Source organism: Jiella endophytica, from assembly GCF_004519335.1.
Classification (GTDB): Bacteria; Pseudomonadota; Alphaproteobacteria; order Rhizobiales; family Rhizobiaceae; genus Jiella; species Jiella endophytica.
Genome location: NZ_SOZD01000003.1, coordinates 566040 through 583944 on the forward strand (window position 1 = coordinate 566040; position 17905 = coordinate 583944).

The 17905-nt window shown below is 67.6% G+C and carries 14 protein-coding genes; 6 read left to right on the plus strand and 8 right to left on the minus strand.

Going from position 1 to position 17905, the window contains the following annotated elements; genetic code table 11:
- Nucleotides 1-3 precede the first annotated feature (3 nt).
- Nucleotides 4-774: an amino acid ABC transporter ATP-binding protein gene (locus tag E3C22_RS12595; RefSeq protein WP_134762366.1), complete on the plus strand. Its 771-nt coding sequence runs from the start codon at nucleotides 4-6 to the stop codon at nucleotides 772-774.
- An 18-nt stretch (nucleotides 775-792) separates the two neighbouring features.
- A complete protein-coding gene (locus E3C22_RS12600; protein WP_134762367.1) occupies nucleotides 793-1989 on the plus strand; it encodes an aminotransferase class V-fold PLP-dependent enzyme in 1197 nt (398 codons plus the stop codon).
- 38 nt (nucleotides 1990-2027) lie between these two features.
- On the opposite strand, the gene E3C22_RS12605 is transcribed toward E3C22_RS12600, so the two are convergent.
- The 5 genes from E3C22_RS12605 to nadC form a co-directional block, all read right to left on the minus strand.
- The gene (locus E3C22_RS12605; protein ID WP_134762493.1) at nucleotides 2028-2459 is read right to left on the minus strand and encodes a MarR family winged helix-turn-helix transcriptional regulator; all 432 of its coding nucleotides are present in this window, start codon (nucleotides 2457-2459) and stop codon (nucleotides 2028-2030) included.
- A gap of 128 nt (nucleotides 2460-2587) precedes the next feature.
- Nucleotides 2588-4513, minus strand: a complete 1926-nt coding sequence (locus E3C22_RS12610) for a TRAP transporter permease (RefSeq protein WP_134762368.1) — start codon at nucleotides 4511-4513, stop codon at nucleotides 2588-2590.
- 129 nt (nucleotides 4514-4642) lie between these two features.
- The gene (locus E3C22_RS12615) at nucleotides 4643-5626 is read right to left on the minus strand and encodes a TAXI family TRAP transporter solute-binding subunit (protein WP_134762369.1); all 984 of its coding nucleotides are present in this window, start codon (nucleotides 5624-5626) and stop codon (nucleotides 4643-4645) included.
- Between the two features lie 93 nt (nucleotides 5627-5719).
- The gene (phnN, locus tag E3C22_RS12620) at nucleotides 5720-7816 is read right to left on the minus strand and encodes a phosphonate metabolism protein/1,5-bisphosphokinase (PRPP-forming) PhnN (protein ID WP_134762370.1); all 2097 of its coding nucleotides are present in this window, start codon (nucleotides 7814-7816) and stop codon (nucleotides 5720-5722) included.
- A gap of 19 nt (nucleotides 7817-7835) precedes the next feature.
- On the minus strand, nucleotides 7836-8672 hold the full coding sequence (gene nadC, locus E3C22_RS12625) for a carboxylating nicotinate-nucleotide diphosphorylase (RefSeq protein WP_134762371.1): 837 nt from the start codon (nucleotides 8670-8672) through the stop codon (nucleotides 7836-7838).
- A 519-nt stretch (nucleotides 8673-9191) separates the two neighbouring features.
- Here nadC and E3C22_RS12630 point away from each other — a divergent pair.
- On the plus strand, nucleotides 9192-10052 hold the full coding sequence (locus E3C22_RS12630) for an FRG domain-containing protein (protein WP_134762372.1): 861 nt from the start codon (nucleotides 9192-9194) through the stop codon (nucleotides 10050-10052).
- A gap of 90 nt (nucleotides 10053-10142) precedes the next feature.
- Here E3C22_RS12630 and E3C22_RS12635 read toward each other — a convergent pair whose 3' ends face one another.
- From E3C22_RS12635 to E3C22_RS12645, 3 genes are all read right to left on the minus strand, one after another.
- Nucleotides 10143-11285, minus strand: coding sequence for an FAD-dependent monooxygenase (locus tag E3C22_RS12635; RefSeq protein WP_134762373.1), 1143 nt, complete (start codon nucleotides 11283-11285; stop codon nucleotides 10143-10145).
- A 74-nt stretch (nucleotides 11286-11359) separates the two neighbouring features.
- Nucleotides 11360-14836 carry a molybdopterin cofactor-binding domain-containing protein gene (locus E3C22_RS12640; RefSeq protein WP_206026948.1) on the minus strand — a complete coding sequence of 1159 codons (3477 nt, stop codon included), beginning with the start codon at nucleotides 14834-14836 and terminating at the stop codon, nucleotides 11360-11362.
- Nucleotides 14833-15339, minus strand: coding sequence for a (2Fe-2S)-binding protein (locus E3C22_RS12645; RefSeq protein ID WP_134762374.1), 507 nt, complete (start codon nucleotides 15337-15339; stop codon nucleotides 14833-14835). Before E3C22_RS12645 ends, E3C22_RS12640 begins: the two co-directional genes overlap by 4 nt.
- Before the next feature lie 235 nt (nucleotides 15340-15574).
- Between E3C22_RS12645 and E3C22_RS12650 the strand changes: the two genes are divergently transcribed.
- The 3 genes from E3C22_RS12650 to E3C22_RS12660 all read left to right on the plus strand — a co-directional run bounded on the left by E3C22_RS12650 (nucleotide 15575) and on the right by E3C22_RS12660 (nucleotide 17861).
- Nucleotides 15575-16021, plus strand: a complete 447-nt coding sequence (locus E3C22_RS12650; protein ID WP_245514964.1) for a MarR family winged helix-turn-helix transcriptional regulator — start codon at nucleotides 15575-15577, stop codon at nucleotides 16019-16021.
- 266 nt (nucleotides 16022-16287) lie between these two features.
- Nucleotides 16288-17037 carry a maleate cis-trans isomerase family protein gene (locus E3C22_RS12655; RefSeq protein ID WP_483466316.1) on the plus strand — a complete coding sequence of 250 codons (750 nt, stop codon included), beginning with the start codon at nucleotides 16288-16290 and terminating at the stop codon, nucleotides 17035-17037.
- 38 nt (nucleotides 17038-17075) lie between these two features.
- Complete coding sequence (locus tag E3C22_RS12660) at nucleotides 17076-17861, plus strand: alpha/beta fold hydrolase (RefSeq protein WP_134762376.1); 786 nt, start codon at nucleotides 17076-17078, stop codon at nucleotides 17859-17861.
- Nucleotides 17862-17905: the final 44 nt, after the last annotated feature.

Below are 17905 nucleotides of genomic sequence, written 5' to 3' on the forward strand. Positions count from 1 at the left end.
TCGATGAACCCACCGCTTCTGACGATCCGCGATCTCAGAAAATCCTTCGGCAAGACCGAGGTGCTGAAATCCGTCGATCTCGATGTCGGCCGCGGCGAGGTCGTCGCCGTGATCGGCCCGTCAGGCAGCGGCAAGACGACTCTGCTTCGCTGCATCAACTTCCTCGAAGCCTATGACGGCGGGTCGATCCGCATCGACGACAGCGAGGTCGGCTACAACGATGCCCGCAAGCGCCGCGGCGAACGGGCGCTGGCGCGCATGCGGGCGGAAACCGGCATGGTGTTCCAGAGCTTCAACCTCTTTCCGCACCTCACCGCAGCGGGCAACATCATGCTCGGCCTCACCAAGGTGCGCCGCAAGAGCCGCTCGGAAGCCCGCGACATCGCCAAGGTCTGGCTCGAGCGCGTCGGCCTCGGCCACAAGGCCGACGCCCTGCCGTCGGAACTGTCCGGCGGCCAGCAGCAGCGCGTCGGCATCGCCCGGGCCGTGGCGATGGAGCCGAAGATCCTGCTCCTCGACGAGATCACCTCGGCGCTGGACCCTGAGCTCGTCGGCGAGGTGCTGGAAGTGGTGCGCGGACTTGCCGCCGAGGGCATGACGATGCTGATGGTGACCCATGAGATCGCCTTTGCCCGCGATGCCTCCTCCCGCCTCGTCTTCATGGCCGACGGCGCGGTCGCGGCGGAGGGCCCGCCGGCCGATCTGATCGCCTCGGCAGAGGCCAATCCACGCCTCAATTCCTTTCTCGCCCGCTTCAGGGCATCGAACTTCTGACAGTCTGGAACATCTGCGATGAGCGCACCCCTCAACCACAATGCCGACTACCGCGCCCGCCACGGCCTTCGCCCGGTGATCAACGTCTCCGGCACGATGACCTCGCTCGGCGCCTCGATCATCCATGACGACGCCATCGCGGCGATGGCCGAGATCGCTCCGCAATGGGTGGAGATGGACGACCTGCAGCGGCGGGCGAGCGCCGTCATCTCCCGCCTCACCGGCGGCGAGACCGGCTTCGTCACCGCCTGCTGCGCCGCCGGCATCACCATGAGCGTCGCCGGCGCGATGACCGGCACCGACATGCTCGCCATCGAGCAACTGCCGAGCCGCACCGACGGCCTGAAGAACGAGGTGATCCTGCAGCTCGGCCATGCGGTGAACTACGGCGCGCCGGTCGACCAGTCGATCCGCCTCGCAGGCGCCACCCCGGTGCTCGCCGGCACGGCGACGCAGGTGATGCCATACCACGTCGAGAACGCGATCAACGACAGGACCGCGGCGCTGCTCTTCGTCGTCAGCCATCATACGGTGCAGTTCGGCCAGCTGAGTCTGGAGGAGGTCGTCGAGATCTGCCGGCCGCGCGGCGTTCCGGTGATCGTCGACGCGGCTTCGGAATACGATCTCACGGGCTTTCTCGCCCGCGGCGCCGACCTCGTCATCTATTCCGGCCACAAGTTCCTTTCCGGCCCGACCAGCGGCATCGTCGCCGGGCGCAAGGATCTCGTGCGCGCCGCCTATCTGCAGAACAAGGGGATCGGCCGGGGCATGAAGGTCGGCAAGGAGTCGATCGCCGGCGTCATGGCGGCGCTGGAGGCGTGGGAAAAGCGCGACCATGCCGGCATCAGGGCCCGCGAACAGGCGGCTCTCGATCTCTGGAAGACCACCGTCGACGCCATGCCCGGCCTTTATGGTAAGATCATGCCGGACCCGACGAACAACCCGCTCGACCGGCTGGAGGTCCACGTCCTGCCGGAAAGCGGCTTCACCGCGACCGGCCTGGCCAAGGCGCTGGCGGCGGGCGATCCGCCGGTCATCGTGCGTGACCACGAGGCCGAACTCGGCTTCTTCTTCCTCGACCCCTGCAATCTCCATCCGGGCGAGGCGGAAATCGTCGCAAAGGCGCTGACGGCGGTGATGAACGCCCCTCGGCCGGAAAACGCCATGGCATTGCCGCGCCACAGCGTCGAGAAGGCGCTGCGCTGGCCCGACTGAACGTCGGGGATGCCGGCGGCGGCAGCGTTCTCTGCCGCCTAGTCCGCCTCGCCGATGTCGGCGATCTTCCGCAAGGTATGCAGCAGCGCCAGGCGCTCGGCCGGATTGAGGGGCCCGAGCGTATCCTCGCTCGAGCGGATGGCGCAGGGGGTCATCGCCGTCAGCGCCTCCCGTCCCGCCTCGGTGATGGTGATGATCACCTTGCGGCCGTCGCCCGGGTCCTTCGACAATGAAATCAGGTCGCGGGCCTTCAGCCGCTCGACGATGCCGCGGATCGTCGCCTGGTCGACGCCGGTCGCCTTGACCAGCTCGACCTGCGATCGGCTGACCCCGTCGTCGAGGGCGCAGAGCGTCGAGAACTGCACCGCCGTCAGCCCCTCGATAGCGGCGTTGCCCTGGAAAATCGCGAGATGCCGCTGATAGGCCCGGCGCAGCAGGTAGCCCACCTGTTCGGTGAAGACATAGTCCATGCCGGCGGTCAGCGACCGGGCGGCCTGCGGACGCGGCGCCAATCCTGAACCGTTCGCCTGTGCCTCACCGTCATGCGCCGGGCCGAAATCGCCAGTTCTGCCGTAGGGATCGTTCGCCATCGCACCGCTCATGGCTCGACGCTTCCGAGCGCCTCGGCCCGCGGCGTGCGGGCGAGCACCAGATAGGCGGCGACCGCAGCCAGGACGACGCCGAGCGCCGAGACGAGATAGCTCGGCGTGAACATCAAGAGCCCGCCGATGAAAATCAGCCCGCGCTCGGCCCGTCCGAGCGTGCGGCGCAGGAACCCCTCCGCGCCGATCGCCAGGAACACCGTGCCGAGGCAGACGGTGACGATCTGGATGATGGTGTTCGCCTCGAGGCCCGGCTCGAGGATGCTCGGCGCATAGACGAAGGCGAAGGGCAGCACGAAGGCGGCGAGCGACAGCTTGCAGGCGCTGAGCGCGATGCCGATCGGATTGGCGTCGGAGATCGCGGCCGCCGCATAGGCGGCGACGGCGACCGGCGGCGTCATCGCCGAGAGGACGGCGAAATACATCAGGAAGAGATGGGCGTTGAGCAGCGGGATGTGGAAGTCGTTGACGAGGGTCGGGCCGATCAGCACCGCCGCGAGGACATAGGCGCTCGGCGTCGGCATGCCGAGGCCGAGAAGGATGGTGACGGCGGCACTGAGGAGCAGCGCGATCGCCATGTTGTCGCCGGCGAGCGCAAAGGTGATGAAGGAGAACTTCATCGCAAGGCCGGTCATGGTGATGCCGCCGATGACGAGGCCCGCGGCCGCGCAGGCGCCGGTGACGCCGAGCATACGGATCGTCGTCGCCGCCAGCCCCTCATAGATGCCGACGGGGCCGAGCCGGTGCCCGGCGCGGAACCACGAGGCGACGACGACCGAGACCGTCGCGAAGACCGCGACGCGGGTCGGCGAATAGCCTTGGACCAGCGCGATGACCAGCACGACCAGCGGCACGATATAGACCCAGCCCTCGCGCAGCGTCGTCGACAGCGGCGGCACCTCCTCGCGGGAAAGGCCGGTCAGAGCGAGACGCTCGGAGCGCAGATGCACCTGCATCATGATGCAGGCATAGTAGAGGATCGCCGGGATGATCGAGGCGACGACGATGGTGATGTAGCTGATGCCGGTATACTCGGCCATGATGAAGGCCGCCGAGCCCATCACCGGCGGCAGGATGCTGCCGCCGGTCGAGGCGGCGACCTCAACGGCCGAGGCGAGCCGCGGCGAATAGTTCAGCCGCTTCATCATCGGGATGGTGATCGAGCCGGTGGTGACGACGTCGGAGGTCGGGCTGCCGGACATGGTGCCGAACAGCGCCGAGGAGATCACCGCGATCTTCGCCGGCCCGCCGTGGGAGCGGCCGGCGATCGCCGCCGCGACGCGGAAGAAGAACTCGCCGCCGCCGGCCTTTTCCAGGAACGTCCCGAACATCACGAACAGGAACACGTAGGTCGCCGCGACGCGCACCGGCACGCCGAACAGGCCGTCGCCGGTGAAGACGTTGACGTCGAGAAAGTGGTTGAGGCTGATATAGCCGTGGCCGAGCGGGCCGGAGATCAGGTGGCCGAAGAGATTGTAGGCGGTAAAGGCGACGACGATCAGCATCAGGAAGACGCCGACGGTCCGCCGGGTGATCTCGAGGGCGAGGAGCACGATCGCCAGCGCAGCGACGGTCTGGACGGTCGTCAGCGGCAGGAACAGGCTGATCCGGGTGGCGATCACCTCGGTCTGCGAGACGAAGTAGCCGGCAGTCACCAGGCTGACCGCCACCAGGGCCCAGTCGTACCAGGGAACGCTGGTCTCGCTCGCATGGGTGCCGGCGCGCACCATGACGAAGGACGGCGGCAGGATCAGGCAGAGGAACACCGCCGTCGCGGCCAGCGCGTCGACCCGGCCGAAGGACGATTCCCACAGGACCCACACCCCGACCGCGGCCGCATAGGCCTTGACGATCATCGCCAGCGGCCCGGCGAGGTCGCGACGCCCGCCGACATTGAACAGGCTGTTGATGAAACCCATCATTGCAGTCGACTCCGAAAGGGCAGCGGGCTCGCCAGTCCTAGCGTCTTGGTGCGAGCGTGTTGATGCTGAGGGGTATGGAGGGGACGGCGGGCAATCCCGCCGTCCCAAGGTCGAAGCAGGCGCCGTGGTTTACTGGCCGGCCGACTTGTAGGCGGCGAGCGCGCCCTCGTGATAGGGCAGGCTCTTTGCCGACTGCATGATCTCGGGCGTCAGCGCCTTCATCGAGGAATGGACGTTCTGCAGCTCGGCGATGTGGTCGAGCAGCGCCTTGGTCAGCTTCTCGACCTTTTCCGGCGAGTCGGACTTCGGCACGATCAGAGCGGCCTGGGCGCCATAGGTCTTGATCTCCTTCTTCTGCCAGTCATAGCTGCCGGCCGGGATCGTGTAGGGGACCGAGCCATAGGTCTCGCTCATGTAGTCGATGACGTCGTCCGGCACCGACAGCAGCCGCAGATTGACGCTCTCGGCGATCGAGCCGATCGAGCCGGTGCCGATGAACATCGCATTGGTCCAGACGTCGCCTCGCCCGTCCTTCATCAGTTCCTCCGCGGTCTGCGAGCCCTGATACTGGATCGAGCCGCCATTCGCCTCGATGTCGGAGAAGCTGATGCCGAGCTTCTTCAGCGACGCCTCGGCGAGGATGCTCGGCAGGATGCCCTTCTTGTTGACGATCAGATTGACCGGAGCGCCCTTGAAGTCGGCGATCGAGTTGATGTTGTGCTCTTCGGCGAACTTGTCGTTCATCAGCCACTGCATCGGCGCCCAGTTGTAGAGCACGGCGACGACGGCGAAGTCCTGCATCGGCTCCTGGAAGGGCGGCTCGCCCTTCGAGGCGATCACCGCCTCGCCGAGATGGACGATCGACATGTCGCAATTGCCCTGGGCCATCTGGACGATGTTGGCAAAGCCGCCGCTCGAGGTCTGATAGGTGACGGCCGAGCCCGGCTCTTCCTTCTTCACCGCGGTGTCGATGCCGGCGCCGAGGAGCGCCCACAGGCCGCCGGGGCTCGCACCGCACAGGGTGTAGTTTTCCGCCTTGGCGGCGCTCGCCGAGAGGCTGGCCGCAACGATGCCCGCAACCACGACCGCGGACTTCAGGATGGAGTTTGGCATGTCGATGAACTTTTCCTGTTGGTGGAGTGACGGCAGACGAGGCAGTGTGCGGGAGGCCCCTGCGGCGGAACGGTGCCGCAGTTTCTCGTCGTGTCACGGTCGGGCTTGCGGAACCTCCCGGGGGTCGAAGCGGATCTGCGGCGGCCTCGAGCCGCCGGAGGCAAGGCTGATGCCGGTGTCAGGCGTCGCCGCGGCGGCGGCCCGCTCGAGGCTGGCGACGTCACCGGCATGGACGACGAACAGGGGATCGCCGGCAAACACCTCGTCGCCCGGAGCGACCTTCAGATCGACGCCGGCCGACTTGTCGTGGGGCGCGCCGGCGCGCCGGGCGATGCCGGCGACATGCCAGCCGTCGACCCTCTCGACGGTCCCGTCACGGGGCGCCCTGACGGTCCTGGTGAACGTGCCGGGCATGACCGGACTGCGGGCGCCCTGAGCCTCGGCGATCTCGTCCAGCTTCTGACGCGCACGGCCCGAAGCAAGGATCGCCCCGGCGGTGGCGCGCGCCTCGGCGAGGCTGCCGTGCTCGGGAGAAAAGCTGAGGATCTCGCTGGCGAAGAACAGCGCCTTTTCCCTGAGATCGGCGGGCGCGTCCGGCGCATTATCGAGCACCTTCATCACGTCGCGCAGTTCCAGCGCCGGCCCGATGCCGTGGCCGATGGCATTGCTGCCGTCGGTGGCAAAGGCCCTGACCGTCATGCCGAGGCCGGCGCCGACCCGCTCGAACACCCGTCCGAGTTCGTTGGCCTCGGCCCTGGTCTTCAGCTTGGCGTTCGGCCCGTAGGGCATGTCGATGACGACATGGGTCGAGCCGGCGGTCCATTTCTTCGACAGGATCGAGGCGACCGACCAGGTGTTGCTGTCGAGGGCGAGCGGCCGGGTGATGGCGTTGACGACGTCGTCGAGGACGGAGTGGTTGAGCCGGCCGTTCCAGGCGATGCAGCCGCCGGTCTGGCGCACGACACGGTCGACATCGGCAAAGGAAAGGTCGATCCGGCAGAGCGCCTCCATCACGTCGGCGGTGCCGGAGGCCGAGGTGATGGCGCGCGACGAGGTCTTCGGCATCAACAGCCCGGCGGCCGCGACGATCGGCACGACGATCAGGGTGATGCGGCTTCCCGGGATGCCGCCGAGCGAATGCTTGTCGACGACGATCGGCGAGCCCCAGTCGATGCGCGGGCCGAAGCGGCAACGCGCCCGGGCCACCGCGATCGCCTCCTCGTCGTCGAGGGACTGGATCGCCTTCAGCAGAAACGCCGCCGTCTCGCCATCCGGATAGCGGCCGTCGACGATGTCGCCGAACAGCGTTTCGTAGTCGTCGGCCTTCAGCCTTGCGCCGGCGATCTTGCGCCTCAGGATCCTGCGGCTGTCCGGCGAGGGCGTCCGGGCGATCGACACCAGCGAGCCGTCGCTGAGGCCGAGCGCCTCGAAGGCCTCGCGCGACAGGCCGATCTCGTCGGCGCGCAGCATGTCGCAGGGCTCGACGAGATCGAGGTCGGCGCGAACGCCGCCGTCGGCATGGGTGACCTCGATCCGCCCTGCCCCGGCGAAGGCGGCGGCATCGACCAGCGGATTGTCCTCGCGCAGATAGGCGGTCCGCCGCGTCCCCGAGGCGATCGGCAGGCGGACGAGCGACAGCCGGGAGGCACGCTGATCGAGGGCCGCGACCAGCCGGGCGACCGCATCCTCCAGGCTGGTGTCGTTGACGATGGTGACGACGTCGCGGCTCGCCGGCAGCGGCTCGGTGATGCGGGCGAGACGCTGCTCGATCTCCTCGGCGCTCTCGCGGCCGCGTGCCTTGAGCCGCTGGCGGACGATCTCGGGCGGCGCGGTGATCTCGACGATGACGAAGCGGTCGACCGTGCCGGCGAGATCGGGAATGGCGCCGCGCGACCCGTTGGCGATGACGTTCCGCCCGGCCGCAAGGTCATCGAGGATGCCGATCGGCAGTCCGTAGCTCAGCCCGTGGGCCTGCCAGTGATGCAGGAACCGGCTGTCTTCCACCATCGCGGCGAAGGTCTCGGCATCCGCCGGCTGGTGGTCCTCGCCGATCCCGGCCGGCCGGGTGATCACCCGGCGGACCTGGACGTAGCGGCCGGACGGGCCGAGCGCCTTCATCGCCTCGGACATCAGCGTGTCCTTGCCGACACCGCTCGGTCCGACGACGTAGAAGAGGGTTCCGGTCTGCATCGCTCGGCTCCGGCCGTTTTCAGGCGGCGTCGTCGAGGCCGATGTCGACGGCCGGCGCCGACTGGAACGGCCGGCTGGTGGACACGAAGTCGACGCCGGTCTCGGCCTTGCCGGCGATCGTGTCGAGCCGGATGCCACCGGATGCCTCGAGCAGCGCCTTGCCGGCGACGATCTCGACAGATTCTGCCATCGCGGCGTTTTCCATATTGTCGAGCATGATGACGTCGGCGCCGGCGGCGAGCGCCTCGCGGACCTGCTCGATGCGGTCGCATTCCACCTCGATCTTGGTCAGCGCCGGAACGTGCTTGCGGGCCATCTCGACGGCCTTGGCGATGCTGCCGCAGACCGAGATGTGGTTGTCCTTGAGCATCACGCCGTTGTCGAGACCGAGCCGGTGGTTCAAGGCACCGCCGCAGACGGCGGCGTGCTTTTCCAGCATGCGCAAGCCGGGCGTGGTCTTGCGGGTGTCAAGCAGCCTGGCCTTGGTGTGGGCGATGGCGTCGACATACTTGGCGGTTTCCGTGGCGATGCCGGAAAGCCGCTGGGCGATGTTGAGCGCGGTACGCTCGGCAGTGAGCAGCGCCTGCCCGGGGCCCGAGACAACGAGCAGCACGGCGCCCTTCTCCACCCGGTCGCCGTCGGCAGCGCGCATCTCGACCCGGCACTCGGGCTCGTAGTGGCGGAAGACTTCCGCCGCGACCTCGATGCCGGCCAGGGTCATCGGCTCGCGGGCGTTCATGTAGAAGGTCGCACGCGAGGCCGGATCGACCATCAGCTGGGCGGTCAGATCGAAGCAGCCGATATCCTCGATCAGCCACTGGTCGATCAGCTTTCGCGCGACAAAACGATCATACATTGAGGGAAGTCTCCGGGACGTTCTTTGACAGGAACGGAAGCTTGCCGCGCCGCCATGACTGGCCGGGGCGAGGCAATGAAAGGATTGCCGCAGAGGCAGATGCGAGGTCGCCGCCGCGATTTTGTGTTGCGGCGCGATCTACAGTGACTACGCTATTAATCCACACGCGAGCGGGAACAGCAAGAGCGATATCTGATCATTCTTTTCGCTTTTGCAGCGCAAAAATCGGTCTTTCTGCGGATTTTGTGTGCTTTCGCACCTTTCAGGTGCAACGGGTCTGAAGATATACCGAGCGTATGCGCTGTATTCTCCGGAGCTTCCGCGTTACTCTCCATTCGCCTTGGCGGTGTCGCCCGGACGTCGTGTCGGCCGGTATCGGCGCCACGCAGCGCCGCCGCCCTGGCGGCGGTCCGGCAAGGCGGGCGGCGACGGTTGGAATCCTTGAAGGAACGCCGTAACCCTGTCCGTGCCGCCGCGCCTCACCGCGGCGGGCCGCCCGACCCGATCGAAAGGACCGCGATGCAGACCGTCTTCGTCAGCACCTGGGCGGAACTCCAGGAGCAGCTGTTCGGCGACATGTGGGACGGCGATCTCGGCCGGTTCCGCTCGCCCTTCCTGTTTCGCGGCGTCGGCCAGCGGGAATTCGACCTGATCCCGTCGCTGAAGCGGCTCGGCGGGCGCTACTGGGAGCTCGAGCGGCACGTCCTCAGGAACTTCCGCAAATACGCCCATCGCAGCACCGTGCCCCACGACGACGACTGGAACTGGCTGGCCCTCGGCCAGCATCACGGCCTGCCCACCCGCCTTCTCGACTGGACCTATTCGCCTTATGTCGCGCTGCACTTTGCGACGGCGGAAGTCTCCCTCTACGATCGCGACGGCGCGATCATCATGGCCAACTACCGGCGCATCGCCCAGTCGCTGCCGCAAGGCCTGCAGCATCCGCTGACGCGCGACGGGTCGCATGTGCTGACGGCCGAACTCCTCCGGGAATATGCCGGCTCGCTGCAGGAGCTCGACCAGAAGTCGGGCCTGCACGGCGCCGAATGGGTGTGCTTCTTCGAGCCGCCCTCCCTCGACGACCGGATCACCAACCAGTTCGCGGTGTTTTCGATGACCTCGACGGCGCGGCTCGATCTGGCTGCCTGGTTCGCCGAACGGCCGGAACTCGCCCGCAAGCTGGTCATCGACCGCCGGCTGAAATGGGAGATCCGCGACAAGCTCGACCAGGCCAACGTCACCGAGCGGGTGCTGTTTCCCGGCCTCGACGGCCTCAGTCGCTGGCTCGCACGCCACTATATGAGTCCCGAAAACGCCCATCTGCGGGCCAACGACGCCGGCTGGAGCGCACAACAGCAGATCCCGCCCAATCAAGACTGATCGGGCAAGACTGATCGGACGAGATCGCGGTGTTTTCACCGGTCGCCGGATTGGCGGCGACCGCGCAGAGCAGACGTGGCGGAAACGTCGTCAGCCGAGGGCGACGGTCATCGGGTCATAGGCATAGACCCAGGCCGGATCTTCCGGCTCCTTCAGCCAGGTATTGGCGTTGGAGATCGTCTGCACCTTGGTGGCGCGCTCGCGTCGCGCCGCTTCATACATGCGGAAGGCGTCGGCATAGCCGGTCTCGCCGGTCTCGGTGAGGCAGCGGCTCAGCACCGCCGCGTCCTCGATCGCCATGCAGGCGCCCTGCGCCATATGCGGGCGCATCGGATGGCAGGCATCGCCGAGGAGGCACAGACGGCCGCGGCTCCACAGGTTCAGCGGGTCGCGGTTCCAGAACGGCCATTTGGTGACCTCTTCCGTCGCGGCGATCAGGGCGTTCACCTCGGGATGCGAATTGCCGAAGATCGCTTCCATTTCCTCGCGGGAGGATTCGACGAAGGGGGCGTCGTGCTCCCAGCCGTCCACCGGCACGCCGGTGACGTAGTAATATTCCGAGCCGTCGCGCTTGGTGTCGTAGGCCATGATGTGGCGGGAGGCTTCCCACCACCATTTGACGCAGGCCTCGAACTCTAGGCCCGAAGCCCGCAGCTTGTCGACATTGACCAGGGCGCGATGGCCGATCCAGCCGGAAAAGCGCGGCTTTTCAGGGCCGAGCAGCTTTTCGCGGATCGCCGAATTGATGCCGTCGGCGCCGATCACCAGGCCGGCGGCGATCTTTTCGCCGTTCTCGAAGGTCAGCAGCACGTCGCCGTCGCGCTCGACGATGTCGGTGAGCTTGTAGCCGAAATGCACCCGGTCCTGCGGCAGCGCCTCGATCTGCACCGCGTGCATGTCGCCGCGATGGATGGTGATGTAGGGCGCGCCGTATTCCTTGAGGGCGAAGTCGCCGAGCCGGATCCGCGACAGATACTCGCCGGTATTGCCGTCGCGCGAGAACCAGTGGTCGGGATGCGAGCCGATCGAGGCAAGCCGGTCCTCGAGGCCGATCTCGCGGAAGATCTTCATCACGTTCGGGCCGATATGGATGCCGGCGCCGAGACGGGTGAATTCGGGCGCCTGCTCGAATGTGTGGACGGAAAAGCCCGCCTGATCGAGAAGCGCCATGGCGGCCGCCCCGCCGAGGCCCGCGCCGATGACCGCGATGTCGACCCGTTCGATGGAAGTCATGGATCCGTCCTGCCGTTGATATTTGTTTGTGTACTAACAATTATGAGAGCCATGTCAAGCCTCGCATGGCACCATCACGATGGATTCGACGCATATCGCGCCCGGACATAGGCGGCGAGGTCGTCGATCTGCTTGTCGCTGAGTTCGCCGGCAAAGCCCGGCATGTCGCGGGTCTTCAGCGACAGTGGCGCCTCGATCCCGTTCCGGATGACGGTTCGCAGCGCCTCGGCGTCGGACGAGCGCACCGCCGGCGATCGCGACAGCGGCACTCGCGCCGCCGTCGCGAGATTGCCGAGCGCCGGCTCGTGGCAGGCGCCGCAGGCGCTGTCGAACAGCCGCTGCGTCGCATCCGGCAGGGCTGCCAACCCGGTGGCCTTCGCCGCAACCGCAGCAGCATCCACCGTCGTCGGCGATGCCTGGCCCTCGGCGCCGCCCTCCGACAGCGAGGCGAGATAGACGGCCATCGCCCGGATGTCGGCGTCCGGCAACTCCTTCAGATTGTCGACGACCTCGGCCATCGGCCCCGACGCTGCGGCGATGTCGCCGGCAATGCCGGTCCGCAGATAGTCGTAGAAGCCCGCCTCGCTCCAGCCGAAGCTCGCGGCGGCAGCGCCCGCGATCGGCGGCGCGTACCAGCCCTTGACCGGCGCGCCGGACAACGCGTCGGCACCGGCCCTTTCGGCGCCGAGGGCGTTTCGCGGGCTGTGGCAGGCGCTGCAATGGCCCGTCGCCTCGACGAGGTAGCGGCCGCGGTTCCAGGCCTCGCTCCTGCTCTCGTACGGCGCGAGCGGCCCTGTCTCCAGGTGCAGCGCGTTCCAGGCGGCATTGAGCGGCCGCAGGTTGAACGGCACGGCCATCTCGGCCGGCGGCGTCTCCTGCCTTACCGGTTCGAGCGTCTGCAGGAAGGCGTAGAGGGCGAACATGTCGTCGCCGCTCATCTTCGCGAAGGAGGTGTAGGGAAAGGCGGGATAGAGATTGCTGCCGTCGCGGGAGATGCCCCTGCGCATCGCCCGGTCGAACGCCGTGTAGCTCCAGCTGCCGAGCCCGGTGTCCTTGTCCGGGGTGATGTTGGAGCTGTAGATCGTCCCGAACGGCGTCTCGACGGCGAGACCGCCGGCATTCGCCGCCCCGCCGGGCACGGTGTGGCATGTCGCGCAATTGCCGGCGGCAAAGACCTCCCTGCCCCTGGCGAGCAGCTCCGGCGAGAAGTTCGACGCCTGCGGCGCATTGGTCGGGGCGATCGCCCGGTGGATCGGCAGCGCCATCGCGGCGGCCGTCAGCGACCCGCCGAGAAGCGCCGCCAGGCCGACGCCCTTCGCCCCGATCCGGCGGCCGTCCCGCGGCCCGAAGAGCCGCTCGCGCCAGCCCTCCTTCCGTGCCGGCCCGGCGATCGCCGCAGGCAGGGCGTCGCCGGTTATGCCGAGCGCGGCACGCATGCGCTCCGGCGTGAACGGCGCCTCGCGCATCCGGACCCCGGTCGCGTCGAAGATGGCGTTGGCGATCGCCGCCGCCGCCGGCACCGCGGCGCTCTCGCCGACACCGAGGGCCGGATCGCCCGAGCGCTCGACCAGCATCGTCTCGATCTCGGGCGTCTCGGGAAAGGTCTGCAGCGGATAGGTCGCCCAGCTCTGCGGCGTGACGGCGATCTCGTCGAAGCTGAGATCTTCCTTCAGAACCCGCCCTGCCGTCTGGTTGACGTTGCCGTGGATCTGGTGGCGCACGCCGTCGGGATTGATGACGAGGCCCTGGTCCTGGCCGACGAAGACGCGGGTGAGCTTCACCTCGCCGGTCTCCATATCGACGGCGACGTCGCAGACCCAGGCGGAGGCCGCCGCGGCGACGCCCGGAAAGGCGCCGTGGACATAGGTCGCGAAGGCGAAGCCCTGGCCATAGGCCATGCGCCCCTCGCGCCGCCGCCGCGGGCCGGTGCGCGGTTGCCAGCTGCCCTTCTCGGCGCTCTCGCGGATGAGATGGGCAGTGCGCGGGTCGTCGATATGGGCGAGCCGGAAGCTTACCGGGTCCTCGCCCGCTTCCGCCGCCAGCTCGTCGACGAAGCATTCGTGGGCGAAGGTGTTGGGCAGCGCCGAGACCCCGCGCATCCAGGCGGCGCGGACGATCGGCGCCATGTCGTGGACGGTGACCCGCTTGTGGGGGATACGGTAGGGCGGGATGATCGTCCGGTCGCCCATGTCGGAGGGGCGCGGCTCCGGCGTGATCCTGCCGGTGAGGAGCAGCGCCAGATTCGGCCCGCGATTGGAAGGATACCAGCTGTCGATGCGGTAGGCGTGGAAGGCGCCGCCCTTCAGGCCGCCCTCGACGTCCATCACCTGCGCGGCGCCCTTCGGCTCCCACAGATGCTCCTGGGACCGCGTCAGCTGCACACGCACCGGACGGCCGACGGCTTCCGAAAGGATCAGCGCGTCGCCGCAGACGTCGTCGGCGCAGTTGCGGCCGTAGCAGCCGGCCGCCTGATAGCGGCGGACGTCGATCCGCTCCTCGGCGAGCTGCATCAGATTGGCAAGGTCGGCGCGCAACATGTGGGGGTTCTGCGAGCCCGACCAGACGATCGGCTCGCCGCCGTTCCAGTCGGCGATCGCGCAGGACGGGCCGATCGAGCCGTGCATGTGATAGGGCCAGACATAGCTGCGCCGCAGCCGTGTGTCGCAGTCGTCGATGGCGCGGGCGAAGTCGCCCGTCGCGTCGCAGATCCGCGGCGTGGAGGGCTGGTCGCGGATGGTGTCCGCAAGGCTCGCCATGTCCGGCAGCGCCGGCGGCATCAGCCATTCGACCGGCAGGCTCTTGGCGATCGCCTGGGCCTGATCGGCGCGGCTTGCGACGACGCCCAGGAAATCGCCTCTGCGCACGACGGCGATGAAGCCCGGCATCTGCCGCACCGCCGCCTCGTCGAAGGAGACGAGGCTGTGACCGATGAAGGCGCCGCTGTCGCGGCCGTGATAGGGCGGCCGGATGACGTGGCCGTGGACCATCGCCTCGACGAAGACGTCGTGGATATAGGGGTGGCTGCCGGTGACCTTGGCCGGCAGGTCGACCCGCGCCGTCGAGCGGCCGACGACCTTGTAGTCCTTCGCCGGCTTGACCGGTGCTTCGAGATCGAGCCGCAGCGCGATGTCCTCGCCGGCGATCAGGCTTTCATAGGCGACCTTCGCCTCGTCCCAGCGCACCTCGCCGCTCTCGAGCGAGACCTCCCGCACCGGCGCGTTCAGCCGCCGCGCGCCGCGGATCATCAGCTCGCGGCGGATCTGGGCGCCGGCGTGGCGCAGCGGCACGGCGGTGATCTGGATCGTCTCCGATGCGATCGTCGGGCCCTGATTCGGCGTCCTCGACGTGTCGCCGAGGATCATCCGCACCCGGTCGAGGGGCAGGTCGAGCTCTTCGGCGACGATCTGCGACAGCGCCGTCTCGATGCCGGTGCCGAGGTCGACATGGCCGTTGAAGCCGACCGCGACGCCGAAGGTGTCGAAGGTCAGGAAAACCTCGCGGCCGCCTGCGGCGTCGCGAAAGACGGTGATGCGTCCGTAGTCGAGGCTCACGCGGATGCCTCGCTGGCCTGGGAAGCAGCCTCGCCCATCAGCTCGGCCGCCCGCAGGACCGAGGCGACGATCTCCTTGTGCGTCCCGCAGCGGCAGAGATTGTGCCGCAGCGCCTCGCGCACCTCCTGCTCGCAAGGGTTCGGATTGGCCTTGAGGAGGGCGACGGTGGTCATGATCATGCCGTTCAGACAATAGCCGCACTGGGCGCCGGCGGCGTCGACGAAACCCTGCTGCACCGGATGGAGGGTGCCGGCCGAGGGGTCGGCGAGGCCTTCCAGCGTGGTGATCGCCGCGCCGTCCGCCTTGGCCGCGCGCAGCACGCAGGCGCGCGCCGGGTCGCCGTCGACGAGAACCGTGCAGGCGCCGCACTGGGCGAGGCCGCAGCCATATTTCGGCCCGGTCACGGCGAGGTCCGAGCGCAGGACGTCGAGCAGCGTCCGGCGGTCGTCGACGAGGAGCTTTCGGGTCTGGCCATTCACGGCGATCTCGATCGCTCGGTCCATGAGGGGCATCCCTGTTGGCGCGTTGGTCCGGCGCACTCGCCGGAACGTCCGGCGAAGATGGCACAAGAAATCACTTGTACACAAACAGTTTTGGCGAGAAAAGAGACAACAGCCCGCCGTGCAAGGATAACGGGCAGGGACAAAGAGGCGACCGCCACGTTCTGCGACGCTTGTCGCATTCTTCCGAACGTGGCAACCAGCGATGACGACGGACAACGAGGAAAGGCCTTGCGACGTGGCGACAAGCAACGGTGGTGACGAGCCCTTCCTTGGCTACGTACTCGACGAGCAAGTCGGCTTTCTGCTGCGCAAGGCCTATCAGCGGCACATGACGATCTTCGCCCGCTCGATGATCGGCGGGCTGACCCCCACCCAGTTCTCGACGCTGTTCCGGCTGTTCGCCGAGCCCGGACCGATTTCCCAGAACGCTCTCGGCCGCCTCGTGGCGATGGACGCCGCGACCACCAAGGGCGTCATCTCGCGGCTGGAAAAGCAGGGCCTGATCACCACCGAGCGCGACACCGAGGACAAGCGGCGCTACGTCCTGCAATCGACCGCCAAGGGCCAGCAACTGATCCGCGAGGCGATCCCGGTGGTCAAGGGAATCACCGAAGCGACCCTCGACCCGTTGACGAAATCCGAGCGCGAGATGTTCCTCAAGCTGCTCGCAAAGCTCTGCTGACAGGGCACGCTGTCCGCCGGATTTCCGTCCGGATGCGACCGCGGCGCCGACGACCGGCATCGGCGCAGAGGATGCCCGGCGCCCGTCCTCGTATCATTCTGCTCGAAATTTCCGCACTTTTCCCACGACGGAGGCGGGAAACAGGCTCTCGATCACCGGCAACCCCTTGATCTGCCTGCAAATGAAAAAAATCTGGGCGCACAACTTGTTTCTATACAAACAATTAGCGTAGCATCGCCGGATCGGAATTTTAGAAGATGGCGCCCATGAAACCGATCCGCATTGGCCAGATCGTGCCGAGTTCCAACGTGACGATGGAGACCGAGATCCCGGCGCTCCTGCGGCTGCGCGAGACGATCGCGCCGGAGCGCTTCACGTTTCATTCGTCCCGCATGCGGATGAAGCACGTGACCAAGGAAGAGCTCGCGGCGATGGACGGCGAGAGCGACCGCTGCGCCCTCGAACTCTCCGATGCCAGGGTCGACGTGATGGGCTATGCCTGCCTCGTCGCGATCATGTCGATGGGCCACGGCTACCACAACCAGTCGGCCAGGCGGCTGCATCAGGTGACGGTGGACAACGGCAATCCGGCTCCGGTCGTCACCTCGGCCGGCGCGCTCTGCGAGGGCATCAAGGCGATCGGCGCGAAGAAGGTCGCGGTGGTCGCGCCCTATATGAAGCCGCTGACCGCCATGGTGGTCGACTACATTGCCAACGAGGGCATCGAGGTCTCGACCTCGCGGGCGCTGGAGATTTCCGACAATCTCGCGGTCGCCGCCCATGACACCGGCAAGCTTCCCGGCATCGTCTCCGAACTCGAGGTCGGCGACGTCGACGCGGTGGTCCTGTCGGCCTGCGTCCAGATGCCGTCGCTCGCCGCCGTCTCGATGGTCGAGGCGATGACCCGCAAGCCGGTCCTGACGGCGGCGATCGCCACGACATGGTCGATGCTGAAGGCGCTCGACCTCGACACCCGCGTTCCCGGCGGCGGCACGCTGCTCTCCGGGCTCTACTGATCGCGGCCGCGCCCCGAGCCCCAGCAAGGAGAACGCCCATGGCCTTCGGCTACAACGTTCACGCCAACGGCATTCGCCAGCATCTGATCCGCTATGCCGGCCCCGGCGAGACGATGCTGCTCATCCCCGGCATCACCTCGCCGGCGGTCACCTGGGGCTTCGTCGCGGAACGGCTGGCGGAACGCTTCGACGTCCATGTCCTCGACGTGCGCGGCCGCGGCCTCTCCCAGGCCGGCGAGCTCGACTATTCGCTGGACGCCATGGCAGCGGACGCCATTGAAGTCGCGAAGGCCGCCGGGCTCGGCAGGCCGGTCGTCCTCGGTCATTCGATGGGCGCCCGCAACGCCATCCGTGCCGCCCGGCTCGCCACGGACGCCTTTGCCGGCCTTGTCCTGGCCGATCCGCCGGTCTCCGGCCCGGGACGGCGGGACTATCCGTCAAAATGGGCCTGGTACGAGGATTCGATCCTGATGGCCGACAAGGGCTGTTCGGCCGAGGACATGAAGGAATTCTGCCCGACATGGACCGAGGAGCAGCGGGCGCTTCGCGCCGAATGGCTGCACACCTGCCAGCTCGACGCCATCGAGACCGCCTTCCAGGGCTTCCACAGCGACGATATCCATCAGGACCTGCCGCGTCTGACCCTGCCGATGCGCCTCGTCGTCGCCGGCGCGGCGCCGGTGATCGGCGAGGCGGACGTCGCCGAGATCCGGCAGCTCGCCCCTTCGATCGAGGTTCGCACCGTCGAGGGTGCCGGGCATATGATCCCCTGGGACAATCTCGACGGCTTCCTCGACGCCGTGATGGATTTTTCGCCCGCCTGACTGGCCGTCCGGCCGCTTCAGAGTTGCAACATCGCCCCGTCCGG